The 12,834-nt window shown below is 45.4% G+C and carries 12 protein-coding genes; 6 read left to right on the top strand and 6 right to left on the bottom strand.

Going from position 1 to position 12,834, the window contains the following annotated elements:
* Positions 1-27: 27 nt before the first annotated feature.
* Both cdaA and folP read right to left on the bottom strand, forming a co-directional pair.
* A complete protein-coding gene (gene cdaA / locus NFI81_RS01670; protein WP_234602188.1) occupies positions 28-831 on the bottom strand; it encodes a diadenylate cyclase CdaA in 804 nt (267 codons plus the stop codon).
* 38 nt (positions 832-869) lie between these two features.
* Positions 870-1,718, bottom strand: a complete 849-nt coding sequence (gene folP, locus NFI81_RS01665; protein WP_234614614.1) for a dihydropteroate synthase — start codon at positions 1,716-1,718, stop codon at positions 870-872.
* Between the two features lie 84 nt (positions 1,719-1,802).
* Between folP and NFI81_RS01660 the strand changes: the two genes are divergently transcribed.
* From NFI81_RS01660 to NFI81_RS01650, 3 genes are read left to right on the top strand one after another with little or no spacing between them, the layout of a single operon-like run.
* Entirely contained in the window at positions 1,803-2,348 is a 546-nt protein-coding gene (locus NFI81_RS01660) for a DUF1599 domain-containing protein (protein WP_234614615.1), read from the top strand.
* A gap of 39 nt (positions 2,349-2,387) precedes the next feature.
* Entirely contained in the window at positions 2,388-3,479 is a 1,092-nt protein-coding gene (locus NFI81_RS01655) for a BT_3928 family protein (protein WP_234614616.1), read from the top strand.
* Positions 3,480-3,484: 5 nt separating this feature from the next.
* Positions 3,485-3,988 (top strand): shikimate kinase, encoded by a 504-nt coding sequence (locus NFI81_RS01650; RefSeq protein ID WP_234614617.1) that lies wholly within the window; start codon positions 3,485-3,487, stop codon positions 3,986-3,988.
* A gap of 8 nt (positions 3,989-3,996) precedes the next feature.
* On the opposite strand, the gene NFI81_RS01645 is transcribed toward NFI81_RS01650, so the two are convergent.
* Both NFI81_RS01645 and NFI81_RS01640 read right to left on the bottom strand, forming a co-directional pair.
* Positions 3,997-5,553, bottom strand: coding sequence for a hypothetical protein (locus NFI81_RS01645; RefSeq protein ID WP_234614618.1), 1,557 nt, complete (start codon positions 5,551-5,553; stop codon positions 3,997-3,999).
* A 112-nt stretch (positions 5,554-5,665) separates the two neighbouring features.
* Positions 5,666-6,934 (bottom strand): hypothetical protein, encoded by a 1,269-nt coding sequence (locus NFI81_RS01640; protein WP_235138283.1) that lies wholly within the window; start codon positions 6,932-6,934, stop codon positions 5,666-5,668.
* Positions 6,935-7,121: 187 nt separating this feature from the next.
* Here NFI81_RS01640 and proS point away from each other — a divergent pair, with 187 nt between their 5' ends.
* Together proS and NFI81_RS01630 are read left to right on the top strand one after the other, a co-directional pair.
* Positions 7,122-8,597 (top strand): proline--tRNA ligase, encoded by a 1,476-nt coding sequence (gene proS / locus NFI81_RS01635; RefSeq protein WP_234614620.1) that lies wholly within the window; start codon positions 7,122-7,124, stop codon positions 8,595-8,597.
* A gap of 71 nt (positions 8,598-8,668) precedes the next feature.
* A complete protein-coding gene (locus NFI81_RS01630; RefSeq protein ID WP_234614621.1) occupies positions 8,669-9,097 on the top strand; it encodes an FKBP-type peptidyl-prolyl cis-trans isomerase in 429 nt (142 codons plus the stop codon).
* A gap of 67 nt (positions 9,098-9,164) precedes the next feature.
* On the opposite strand, the gene NFI81_RS01625 is transcribed toward NFI81_RS01630, so the two are convergent.
* Together NFI81_RS01625 and dprA are read right to left on the bottom strand one after the other, a co-directional pair.
* Positions 9,165-9,797: an AlbA family DNA-binding domain-containing protein gene (locus NFI81_RS01625; protein WP_234614622.1), complete on the bottom strand. Its 633-nt coding sequence runs from the start codon at positions 9,795-9,797 to the stop codon at positions 9,165-9,167.
* Positions 9,798-10,922, bottom strand: a complete 1,125-nt coding sequence (gene dprA, locus NFI81_RS01620; RefSeq protein WP_234614623.1) for a DNA-processing protein DprA — start codon at positions 10,920-10,922, stop codon at positions 9,798-9,800.
* A gap of 83 nt (positions 10,923-11,005) precedes the next feature.
* On the opposite strand from dprA, the gene NFI81_RS01615 reads away from it, so the two are divergent.
* A complete protein-coding gene (locus NFI81_RS01615; protein ID WP_234614624.1) occupies positions 11,006-12,829 on the top strand; it encodes an alpha-amylase family glycosyl hydrolase in 1,824 nt (607 codons plus the stop codon).
* Positions 12,830-12,834 lie beyond the last annotated feature (5 nt).

The raw sequence follows: 12,834 nt of genomic DNA, 5'->3' as shown, positions 1-12,834 counted from the left end.
AAATATATTTCCTAAACCTCACAATACTTACTTGGGCATACGTTGCACATCGGAATTCAGATATTCTTCGATGCGGTTTTCGAGTTCGGAATAGGGAATGTTGCTGTGAAGCTCTCCTTCCACGGCCAGCGAAATCTTTCCGGTTTGCTCTGAAATAACAATTACAATGGCGTCCGTTGCCTCGCTCATCCCCATTGCGGCGCGGTGCCGGAAACCTAACGAAGAAGGAACGTCAACGCCATCGGCAACGGGCAAAACACATCGGGCAGCCTTCAAAATACCATCTACAATAATAATGGCCCCATCATGCAGCTCGCTGTATTGATTAAATAACGAAACCAGCAGCGGCTTGGAAACGCGCGCATCCAGCAATTCACCTGTTTCAACAAACTTGCTCAGATCATCCCGCTTGTTGACGACGATCAACGCGCCGGTAAAGTTGGAAGCAATGGTTTTGGAAGCATCTACAATCTCTCTCAGATTTTTGCCTTTCAAATCCAGGACCGAACTACCCATTACTTTTTTCAACAAACCATTATTTGTGTAAATCGTCGACTTACCAATGATAAGCAAAAACCGCCTGATCTCCTGTTGAAAAATAACGATCAATGCCACGGCACCGACGCCCATAAAATATTGCAGAATCGCGGTGAGTAAGCCTAGTCCAAGCCCTTTTACAACCAGATAAAACACGTATACAAACAAGTAACCTAGAAAAACCCGGCTGGCAATGCTTCCACGGACAAGTGTAAAAACCTGATAAAGAAGAACGGCCACCAAAAAAACATCCAGGACGTCGGCCCAATTGATGTTCAAAAAACCCACACGCATAAGAAAATCAATATTATTTCGCGACTAAATTACTATTTTTAATTCACACTGGAAGCAGCCCGCCACAGTTTTACCGCCTCCATGGCCGGTCTCACGTCGTGCACTCTAATAATGGAAGCACCTCGCTCCAAAGCCATTGTGTTCATCACGGATGTGCCATTCAGGGCCTCCCCGGCTAAAATGCCAAGCGTTTTATAAATGGTTGCTTTGCGGGAGATGCCAACCAAAAGCGGGCAATCCAATAAGCTGAATTCAGGTAATTGCTGCATTAATTCAAAATTCTGCTCGGTATTCTTGGCAAATCCAAAACCGGGATCCATAATGATATCCGCCACACCCAACGCTCTCAGTCTGTCAATTTTCTCTTTCAAATCCTTCAAAATATCCGGAACAAGCTGATTATAAGCCGTCATCGAATTCATTGTTTGCGGCGTCCCGCGCATGTGCATGAGTACATATGGAACGCGCAAGTTGCTTACAACCTCAAACATCTGATCATCCAAACTCCCCCCGGAAACATCATTAACGATGTGCGCACCTGTTTCTATTGCCCGTTTGGCCACCTGAGAACGAAATGTATCGACAGAAATGATCAATTCAGGAAAATTCTTATTCAGTGGCACCACCGCAGACTCGACCCGCTCCGACTCCTCGGCCTCCCCCACTTCCCTGGCTCCGGGCCGCGTGGAATATCCGCCAACATCGATCATTGTAGCGCCTTCTGCCAGCATTTGACCTGCTTTGGAAAGCAATTCATCCTCAGACCGCATCCGGCTTCCTTCGTAAAATGAATCGGGTGTAATGTTGAGAATTCCCATTACTGCCGGTAAGGACAGATCAAGGAGTTTGCCCCTGATGTTGAGCGTTTTTTTGCTAACTTGCAACATAAAATCTTGTTAAATCCAGACAAGGAAGTGATTATCAAACCGTTTGATTTTCTTGTCTATTAAGCAGTAAACCAATTTTACGCAGTGAAATCCACAGAATCGGAATATCAGGAAATCATTCAGTATTGCCAAGATCTTTTCGCAAAAAAAAATAAAGATTACGGAACATCCTGGCGCATTTTACGCATTCCTTCCCTTACCGACCAGATATTCATCAAAGCCCAGCGCATCCGCACCATTCAGGAAAAAGGCATTCAAAAAGTAGACGAAGATGTTTCTTCCGAATTCATCGGAATCATCAATTACTGCGTGATGGCACTGATCCAGATCGCCTCTATCGAGCAGAAGCAGGAGATTAATGACACGGAGCTGACTGCATTATATAATCAGCAAGTGAACGAAGTGAAGGAATTACTGTTTAATAAAAATCATGATTACGGCGAAGCCTGGCGTGATATGCGTGTAAGTTCGATGACGGATATCATTCTCATGAAATTGTTAAGGATCAAACAAATTGAAGATAATCAGGGATTAACACTTGTTTCCGAAGGAGTTAAAGCCGGATATCAGGATATTATCAATTATTCCGTTTTCTGTTTGATCAAATCCAATGCTTTGCAAACCAATTGATCCGATATCGTTGTTACTGGCATTCCTAAAATTTTTGAAATGAAAATCCTTGCTCAGATCGCACGCGTCATTGTTGGCTTACTCTTTATTTTTTCAGGGCTGATCAAGCTCAATGACCCCGTCGGGACCCAATATAAACTGGAAGAGTATTTCGAGGTTTTTGCAACAGACCTGCCCCAATTTCACGATTTTTTCATGGCGCTTGTTCCGCTCGCGCTTTACTTTTCGGTGTTTCTTTGTACAGCGGAAGTGGTTTTAGGCATAGCATTGCTGGTCGGATACAAACCCAGGACAGTAGCCTGGTCGCTCCTGCTGATCATTACCTTTTTTACATTCCTGACATTCTATTCTGCTTATTTTAATAAAGTTACGGATTGCGGATGCTTCGGGGCGGCGATTAAGCTTACGCCCTGGACTTCATTTGGAAAGGACATTTTCCTGCTCGCGCTGATCCTGATCATCGTTTTTTACCGAAAGAAATTCAAAGCATTGCCCACCGGCATTATTGTCGTTATTTCAACCGTCGCCTCCCTGGGCATTGCCGTTTACGCATTGCGACATCTGCCAATACTCGACTTACTTCCCTACCGCGTTGGCGCCAGTATTCCGGCTCAATTAAAACCTTCCGAGCCGTTGCGCTATCTGTATATTTTTGATAAGGGCGGGAAAGAAGTGGAGTTTGAAAAATATCCGAGTGATACCACATTGGTTTTCAAGGAAATGGTCGTCCTGAATGAGGATGCAAAACCAAAAATTACGGATTATAAGGTCTGGAACGATGCAGGCGATTATACTGAGGAGACTTTTAAAGGTAAGAAACTTTTCCTGATCATTAAAAACCTGACAGATATTAATACTGCTGCATTGCCAGACATTAACAAGCTCATTAATAGCGTAAAATCAAAGGGCGTGGAGCCCATTGTTCTGACGTCCGGCAATAGTAATGAGATTGTAAACTTCCTTTCGGCACATCAACTGAATGCTCCCTATTATTACGTGGATGCAACGGTTCTGAAAACCATTTCCAGGTCTAATCCCGGTTTATGGCTCTTGAAAGACGGCGTTGTGAAGGGGAAATGGCATTATAATGACACGCCGGAAGCAGCAGAAGTAATTGAATTGGTAAAATAAAAAGCATGAAGAATGTCATATTAGTCGGTATGATGTCGTCCGGCAAATCGACATTGGGTAAAAAGCTGGCAAGGCTGCTTAATTACAAATTTGTTGACTTGGATAAGTTAATTGAGAAAGACCAGCAAAGTGACATTCCAACCTTATTTGCCCAAAAGGGTGAACATTATTTCCGTGAAGTGGAGAGCCGTCTGCTAAAAGAGCAGGGCTTACAGCAAGGCATTGTGCTGGCATCCGGCGGCGGCACACCTTGTTTTCATGATAATATGTCTTTTATCAAGGAAATGGGTATTAGCGTTTTCCTGGATGTTCCCGCCGCTAATCTTGCCAAAAGGATCCGCAGCCACGGCAAAGACGACCGCCCTATCCTCTCAGGAGCAGCGTCTCTTGAAGAAACATTACAAAGCAAAATCAGCGAACGACTGCCATTTTATAACCAGGCAGACATTGTGATCAAAGGCGAGGTTGAAGCCAGTCATTTACTGGAAATACTTCACCCACTGTTATAAAAAACGTGTTAAAAATTTACCCCGAAAGTCATCACCACATTAACCGGTCTGTGCGTCACTTCGACGGATGCATAATTATCCGGGTTGTTTAAGATATACGGTGTGTAAATGGATTTGAATGTACTCATCGTTCCACTCAGGTCTCCAAAGAACCGACCTTTCCGAACGCCTACGCCGGCTGAAAAAAGCAGCTTATCTCTTTTTATCCCAGCATTGTCATTATAAGGATCTCCAATGTAAGCTGCACCAAGCCTTGCACGGAACAAATTGGCCCGGAATTCACCGCCTAATCTGAAATTATAAGAGCTGCGGAATGTGTCTTTAATTTCTGCTTTTGTATTGGATTTGAAGGCACTGTTATCTGTACTGCTCAGATAACTTGTACGCACGCCCATTACGCTGTAATCCCGATATTCAATAGAACCGGTTATAAAACCTCTATCCTGAATAAAAAGGGTTGCCCCAACATTTGCTTTTAACGGACTTCTGAGTGAATACACAAAATCATTTGGCGCAATAGGCAAGTTCAAATAGGGAGGCTGGATTAATGTGCCGTCGGGGCCAGTAACGAGATTATCCACATATTCTGCATTGACATTCTGTGTGAATGTTTCCTTAATGGAGCTGAATGTCGGACTCGTTATCACACCGCCCATTTGAAATATAGGATTGAATTTGTAAATAACACCCAGTGCAAAATTGATCCCATTGCCTGTTACAGTTAATGCTTCGTTTTGTTGGGTGTAGATCAATTCAGGACTGTCTACATAATTGTCTCGCAGTGTGCGGTCATAGGAATAACGCAACCTGCTGAAACCGAAATTCGCACCGATGTAAAGTTTGTCGTTATAATTCCCCGCATACGCGATCGTCCATTGTGTATTTGCGCCAGTTGCAGTGTAAGTTCCGAATTGATCCACCACGCTATTTCTGTCAAGCGCATTGTAAGGCGGACCGCTGTTTGAAGTCGGGTTAATCAAATACATCTGGTAATAAGCCGCGGGCAGCGAGTAAGCCACGGGCCCTCCATTGGATACGCTGCCTTCAAAGTCAGCTTCAAGCTGTTGTGTTGAAATGCCGCCGTCCAGGCTGGCATCCTCAGCAACCTTATCCACGAATGCACTCCTGTCATTTAATCCAGTGAATGTATAATGATCGCGGAATGATTGCTGCCTGGAAAAAGAGATACCAAGTGAGGAGCGTTTCCATTTGCGTTGAAATCCAGGCTGGCTTGTCAGGACAAGTGAAGCCTGTGCAATATTCAGATTGCCTTTACTGGCTGAATTGTTGTCTCCGAAATAACTGGTTTTGGTATTTGAAGGCGTCACTCCGGGACTGAATGTAAATTCGGATCGGTTATAAAATCCCAGTCCGGCCGGGTTCCCGTGTATGGAACTGGGGTCTCCGCCTAATGATGCGTGGTTACCGCCCAAAGCCTGAAATCGGGCCGACCCGGTCTGGTCACTTTCTGAATATCGTAGCGCGTCTGTCGCGTACTGGGCATAGGATGTTGAGGAAGTTAAAAGCGCACATAAAACAGCGCTCCATAGAATCGGTTTATTCATGTTTCAAATAAAGAAATGCCACGGGTTATTTCGGATACTAAGTAAACGAAAACCCTGCAAAATTATGACATCTTGCAGGGTTTGAAATTCATTTTAAGCGCATTTAAGCCTATTATCTCGGTCCTCTTGAAGAAGAGCGGGTTGCTCCGCCACCACCGCCGCCTCCACTGCTCGCAGGAGCACTGTAACTTCTGGATGGTGCGCTATAAGTCGGCTGACTGTATGTTCTCTGAGGAGCACTGTACGACTCGCTTCTGCTCGGTTGTGAGTAACTTCTTGTAGGAGCTGTGTAGTCAGACTGGCTTCTGCTAGGTGCAGTGTATGAACTGTTTCCTGAACCTCTGGAAGATCTTGGCGAAGTGTAATTACCGGAAGTCACGCCATCAGAAGAATAATTGCTTCCGCTTGCTGCGCGAGGACGCGAGTAATATACATTGTTTCCTTCACCGCCGCCTCTGCTGTAAGAAGATCCTGCTGCTGTTCTGTTACCTGCTTCCGCAACACCAGTTCTGTTACCAGATCTCGAAGAGCGTGGAGAAGCGTAAGTATCATTTGCTGAAATCGTGCTGTTAGCTGCACTTCTGCCCGATCTGTTGCCAGATGCATTGCGTGGTGAACCTACGTAATTTCCATTGCTGCTTGTGCGGCCATTGCTTCTTGAGCTGCTTCCAGTAGCAACACGCGGACCTGCTGTTCTTGTCAAACCTCTGCTTTCGTAGTTGTTAACAACCACCACCGGACGGCTGTAAGCCCATGGATTGTAGCCATAACCGCCTCCGTAAAAGCTGTCATACCCGTAACCGTACATGCTGTTGTACCCCCATGGAGAGTAGCCGAATCCGTTGTATCCGAATGGATCATAACCAAATCCGTACATGCTGTTCATGCCCCAAGGCGAATAGCCCAGCATCGAACCCATTCCATAGCCCATCGCACCCATTCCAAATCCCATGTAAGGGCGAATTCTGCCGTAACCGAACTGGAAGCCAACATTCATCATGCTTCCCGGCCAGTAAGAACCAAGTCCGCCAAATCCGTAAGGATTGTTAAATGCCGTTGCTCCGCGATTGTAACCGTCTGCAAAACCTGCATTATAGCCAGGATCTGGCGAGAGTGCGCGGTTTACGCTACGTGAAGAGAGATAGGATTCATCATAGTAATCACTTGTTCCCTCACCCGCATTGCCTGTGTAGGCATAGTCGGGATTGTCTGAGCGGGAAAGATCTTGATCTGCACCCTGGTCTCCACTCACAACGCCAGGGCCGGTGTTATTACCGTAGAGGTCATCATATCCGCCTGATCGTGAAACATATTGATTTGTGGTACATCCCCAAGCTCCCAGCAACACTAGCAAAGAAAGATATTTTGCTTTATTGATCATCGTCATGGCTTTTAAGGATTAAAAGTTTGTTGCTAATATATATAAAAATCCGTTCCTAATTACTAAGTAAACGTCCGTTACAATACATTAATTCCAAAGTTAACATAAAAAACTATCTTTGCAACTCTTGAAAAAACAGGATGAGCATAACGATATACTCCTTTTCATTTATCAAATAATCCTAATAATGAGTAAAGCCTTACCAACCCGAAGTGAAAATTACTCCGAATGGTACAATGAGTTAGTAAAAAGGGCCGATCTGGCCGAAAATTCCGCAGTGCGAGGCTGTATGGTAATCAAGCCATATGGCTATTCGATCTGGGAAAAGATGCAGCGCGCATTGGATGACATGTTTAAGGAAACAGGGCATACAAATGCATATTTCCCCCTTTTTATACCCAAATCATACCTCAGCAAAGAAGCTTCTCACGTGGAAGGGTTTGCCAAGGAATGTGCTGTTGTGACACATTACCGCCTTAAAAACGATCCCGATGGAAAAGGAGTCATCGTGGATCCGGATGCGAAACTGGAAGAAGAACTGATCGTTCGCCCCACGTCGGAAACGGTGATTTGGAGCACATATAAGAACTGGATCCAATCTTACCGCGACCTGCCTCTGCTGATTAACCAATGGGCAAATGTGGTGCGCTGGGAAATGCGTACGCGGCTTTTTTTGCGGACCACTGAATTCTTGTGGCAGGAAGGACATACGGCGCATTCAACCTCAGCCGAAGCCGTTGCTGAGACCGAACAAATGCTCAATATCTATGCGCAATTCGCGGAAGAATGGATGGCACTTCCGGTTGTAAAAGGGGTAAAAACGGCAAATGAGCGGTTTGCAGGTGCTGTTAACACCTATTGCATTGAAGCATTAATGCAGGACGGAAAGGCATTGCAAGCTGGAACGTCGCACTTTTTAGGACAAAACTTTGCCAATGCATTCGATGTGAAATTCCAGGACAAGGACGGCAAACTGGAATATGTCTGGGGAACTTCCTGGGGTGTAAGCACGCGGTTAATGGGCGCATTGATCATGGCGCATTCGGATGATGCCGGATTGGTTTTGCCTCCGAAACTGGCGCCTATCCAGGTTGTGATCGTTCCAATTTATAAAAATGAGGAACAATTAAATTTAATTTCAGAAAAAGCAACGGAGATTTCCAAAGCACTTAAAAAACTGGGGATCAGTGTGAAATTTGACAACAGTGATGCATACAAACCTGGTTATAAATTTGCCGAATATGAACTGAAAGGCGTTCCCGTTCGGCTTGCTATGGGCGCACGCGATCTGGAAAACGGAACAGTGGAGGTTGCACGCAGAGATACAAAAACGAAGGAAACCGTTTCCTTGGAAGGCATAGCCGAGTTTATACAAACATTGCTGGACAACATCCAGGAATCTATTTACAACAAGGCACTGGCGTTCCGCGACGAGAACACAACGAAAGTGGATTCCTTTGAGGAGTTCAATCAATTGCTCGATTCCAAAGGTGGGTTCATCCTCGCACACTGGGACGGGACATCGGAAACCGAGGAAAAGATCAAAGAAGAAACAAAGGCCACCATTCGCTGCATTCCTTTGAATCAGGAGCAGGAATCGGGTGTTTGTATTTACTCAGGAAAGCCTTCGGCAGGAAGAGTGGTTTTTGCCCGGGCATATTAATTTTATCAATCCGAAAGCAGTTTATTTTGCGCTGTTAGTAAGGCATTTTTAACCATTTAAGTATTTACAAGATGAAGCAGGCGCAGGCAGGTGACAATGTGCAGGTCCATTACAAAGGGACTCTGACAGACGGACAACTTTTTGATTCTTCGGAAGGACGTGATCCGTTAAATTTCAAGCTGGGAAGCGGCCAAGTTATCAAAGGTTTTGATGATGGCGTTACAGGCATGGAAATCGGTGATAAAAAGACTATTCACATTCCAAATGCAGAAGCTTATGGCCCTGTGAACGAGGATATGGTTATCAATTTCGAACGCTCACAAATTCCAGCCGACATTCCTTTGGAGGTAGGCGGAACGCTTAATATGCATCAGGACGGCGGACAGGTTATTCCTGTTGTTGTGAAAGAAGTTACGGAGCAACATGTTATCCTGGATGCGAATCACCCATTGGCAGGTCAGGATCTGATTTTTGAATTGGAACTGGTTGGGATTAACTAGAAGTTCGGGATATAGTGTTTATAAGTTAGAGCTGAAAGTCAGACGAAATGTTTGGCTTTCAGCTTTTTTATTTGGCATATTTCAAACTGAATGCTTCGGGCTTGTTCCGGGAAATTTTCAGCAGCACCTGTTTCTCTGCCAGATCGTGCAACATTCTCTCGGCCCGTTTTTCTGAAATATTAATGATGCGGGAAAAAACCTTGGCCGTTACTGAATCCTGTTCCCTGAGATAGGCTATCAATGTTTTTATGTGGCGGGATGTGAGGAGTTTTTCCAGGTCTGCATCCGTTTCCCCCTGCATCAATAATTTAGGAATAGGAATGCTCTTGTCCTTCACGCGGATATAAATAATCTTCATATCCTTTTCATTCACAGCATAATGCGGCTTATCCGAACTTTCGTCAACATCAACCTGCATCACCTTCATTCCGTCCAGCAATATTGATTTGATTCTGATAGTCAGCTTCGGTTCTATCAGTTTGCCTGTTGCTGTTTCCAGTTTCTTCAGCTCAGCCAGCTCCGACGCAACACCCAGAATCGCCCCTGAATCCGAAATCCCGACCAGCAGACTGCCGCCCGACGTGTTAGCAAAAGAGACAATGGTTTTAGCGATTTTAAATGCGCTGTCGATTGTCCTTTTGAACTCGGTCGTCAGCCCCTCCCCTTCCTTAATGATTTGAATAATGCTTTTTTCCTGCATTTAAATTAATCCATATTTTTTACCCGGCATCGAACGCACCATTCCCTGAAATTCAAGGTTCAGCAACAACGCTGCCAGCTTATTAAGGTGCATTCCGGCTTGCCAGGCCAGCTCGTCAACCTGCATTGTGCCTTTCTGTTTGAGTAATGCCAGTATTTGCCCTTCATCTTGCGTAAAGCCTTCAAAGCTCGTCTGCATTTGAACAGGACGGGCAGGCTCCTGGCTATCCCCATTCTGTTCCCAACCCATCGCCGTTGCCATATCTTCAACAGACGTGAAAATTGAAGCCTTGTTATCCCTGATCAGGAAATTGCATCCTTCTGAATGCACGCTTCCCAACATGCCTGGAACTGCGTAAACATCCCGGTGGTAATTCTGTGCAAACTCAACGGTAATCAGGCTCCCACCTTTTCTGGCCGACTCCACTACAATGGTAACATCACTCAACCCCGCAATGATTCGGTTACGCGCAGGAAATCTCATGAAATCCGGCTTGGTGGCCAATGCATTCTCTGTGACCAGGCCGCCATTTTCAAGCATTTCGAAGGCTGTTTTTTTGTGAGAAGAAGGATAAATAACATCAAGGCCGCTGGCCATCACACCAATGGTCGGCATGTTATATTTCAAACAAGCGCGGTGCGCCGTAATGTCAACCCCAAAGGCGAGCCCACTCACAATCAATGCATTGTATGGTTCCAGTTCTTTGATAATCGTTTCCGTAACTGATTTTCCATAATCACTGATCTGCCGGGTCCCGACGATGCCGACGGTCCGTGCCGTGTTGAAGTTGAAATGTCCACGGGAATAAAGCACAATGGGCGAATCGTATAAGGGTTTCAGTCGGGCCGGATAAGTGGCGTCTGTAAAAAAGTGCAGGTTGGTTGCGGTGTTGTTGCAGCTGTCAAATTCCCTTTCTGCCAGATCGAGCGATTCCTTGTTTAAAATTGCCCTTACTACTTTTTCGGCAATCCCGGGGATGTGAATGAGCTTTCTGTAATCAGCCTGAAAAACCTTATGAGCGCCTCCGCAATGGCCGATGAGCTGCCTGATGGTAACGGCGCCCACTCCGGGTGTATGGATAAGTGCGAGTGTACAGATCTTCTCCTGTTCTGTTAATTCCAACATGATAGTGTGTTTTGAGTGGCATACAATTTGCCTATATACGTAATGAAGATAAATCAAAAATAACAAAAATCCTCAAAGGGAATATGGATAATTTACAGACCGCTGAAACAGAACCGGTTCAGAGTTTTGAAGGAATGGGTGCGACGTGTCACCCCGAAGGAGTCTATTACAGAGTATGGGCACCACACGCAGAAGGTGTTTCAGTTGTTGGAAGTTTTAATGATTGGAAAGCAGATGCCAATCCCCTTTCGCAGGAAGAAAATGGCCATTGGGGTGTATTAGTTGAGAATTCTAAGGAAGGCGATGAATATAAGTTTGTTTTGAAAACACCCGCAGGTGATTTGTACAGAAATGATCCTTATTCATTAAAAATGACCAATTCCGCAGGAAATTGTGTGGTTTACAATCATGCGAGCTTCGACTGGCAGGATGTGAGCTTTCAAATCCCCAGCTGGCACGAACTGGTTATATATGAACTGCATGTGGGAACATTTCACGTGAAAGAAGAAGGCCAGGTTGGCACATTATACACGGCCATTGAAAAATTGCCTTACCTCAAAGACATGGGATTCAACGCTGTTGAATTAATGCCCTGTTCTGAGTTCCCCGGATCACGCTCCTGGGGATATAATCCCGCAAGTCCTTTTGCGATAGAATCCGACTACGGCGGCCCTGATGGGTTGAAGGCATTCGTGAAAGCAGCACATGAAGCCGGAATAGCCGTAATCCTGGATGTGGTCTACAATCACTTTGGCCCATCTGATCTGGATATCTGGCAGTTTGATGGCTGGCACGAGAACGACGGCGGAGGCATTTACTTCTATAACGACTGGCGTGCCGAAACGCCATGGGGAAGCACCCGGCCGGATTTTGGACGCGGCGAAGTAAGGCAATACATTCATGACAATGCTATGATGTGGTTGCGTGATTTCCGTGTAGACGGGCTTAGAATGGATATGGTTCCTTACATTCGGAATGTAAAAGCAGACGGAAATCCAGGTAACGACATCCCGGAAGGCATTTCCTTAATGCAATGGATCAATAAAGATATTCGTGAAAATTGCCCTAACTGCATCACCATCGCCGAAGATATGCATTCGCTGGATTTCATTACTGATTCCGTTGAAGATGGTGGCCTGGGTTATGGTTCGCAGTGGGATGCCCGATTTGTGCATTCGGTTCGTGAAGCCATTATCACCGCTAACGATCAGGATCGTAATATGGAGGATGTTGTTGAAGCAATTACGCACCGCTACAATGAGGACTCCTTTCAACGCATTATTTATACAGAATCACACGACGAAGTGGCCAATGGACAGGCGCGCGTCGCAGAAGAGATTGCCAATGGCGATGTGAATAATTGGTATTCCAAAAAACGCGCTGCTCTTGGGGTCGCGTTAGTGCTTACTTCACCAGGCATTCCCATGGTTTTCCAGGGACAGCCTTTGTTAGAGGACAAATGGTTTTCTGACAGCGACCCAATTGATTGGACAAGACTCGAAAAATTCAGCGGATTCGCAACTTTACACCGTGATATGATCCATATGCGCCGAAACTGGTTCGGTGTAACAAAGGGGCTTCAAGGCCAGCATGTCCAGATCATTCGCGCCGATAAGGATAAGAAAGTGATCGTGATGCACCGTTGGAGTGAAGGCGGGCCAAAAGACAGCGTTGTTGTCGTGTTGAACTTCGCAATTGAAACATTCCATGACTATAAAGTTGGTTTCCCTAGAGCCGGCAAATGGCACCTGCGATTCAACAGCGATAATGAACAATACGATCCGGAATTCTCGCATCTGGGTGTGTTTGACATTGAAACAATGGATGGTGAATTTGACAGTTTGCCTGTCCATGCCACATTGCAGATCCCGCCGTACTCAGCGCTTGTATTCTCTCAGGAAGATTAATAACA

The sequence above is a fragment of the Dyadobacter fanqingshengii genome, from assembly GCF_023822005.2.
Lineage (GTDB): Bacteria > Bacteroidota > Bacteroidia > Cytophagales > Spirosomataceae > Dyadobacter > Dyadobacter fanqingshengii.
Note: the sequence above shows the minus strand (reverse complement) of the source record. Positions and strands in the feature narration are given on the sequence as shown.

Excerpts from the sequence above, each read along its gene's own strand:
- folP (WP_234614614.1), bottom strand. The coding sequence starts at position 1,718 with ATGTTGCAAGTTAGCAAAAAAACGCTCAACATCAGGGGCAAACTCCTT.
- NFI81_RS01630 (WP_234614621.1), top strand. The coding sequence starts at position 8,669 with ATGAAGCAGGCGCAGGCAGGTGACAATGTGCAGGTCCATTACAAAGGG.
- NFI81_RS01625 (WP_234614622.1), bottom strand. The coding sequence starts at position 9,797 with ATGCAGGAAAAAAGCATTATTCAAATCATTAAGGAAGGGGAGGGGCTG.
- NFI81_RS01640 (WP_235138283.1), bottom strand. The coding sequence starts at position 6,934 with ATGATCAATAAAGCAAAATATCTTTCTTTGCTAGTGTTGCTGGGAGCT.
- cdaA (WP_234602188.1), bottom strand. The coding sequence starts at position 831 with ATGCGTGTGGGTTTTTTGAACATCAATTGGGCCGACGTCCTGGATGTT.
- proS (WP_234614620.1), top strand. The coding sequence starts at position 7,122 with ATGAGTAAAGCCTTACCAACCCGAAGTGAAAATTACTCCGAATGGTAC.
- NFI81_RS01615 (WP_234614624.1), top strand. The coding sequence starts at position 11,006 with ATGGATAATTTACAGACCGCTGAAACAGAACCGGTTCAGAGTTTTGAA.
- NFI81_RS01645 (WP_234614618.1), bottom strand. The coding sequence starts at position 5,553 with ATGAATAAACCGATTCTATGGAGCGCTGTTTTATGTGCGCTTTTAACT.
- NFI81_RS01655 (WP_234614616.1), top strand. The coding sequence starts at position 2,388 with ATGAAAATCCTTGCTCAGATCGCACGCGTCATTGTTGGCTTACTCTTT.
- NFI81_RS01650 (WP_234614617.1), top strand. The coding sequence starts at position 3,485 with ATGAAGAATGTCATATTAGTCGGTATGATGTCGTCCGGCAAATCGACA.
- dprA (WP_234614623.1), bottom strand. The coding sequence starts at position 10,922 with ATGTTGGAATTAACAGAACAGGAGAAGATCTGTACACTCGCACTTATC.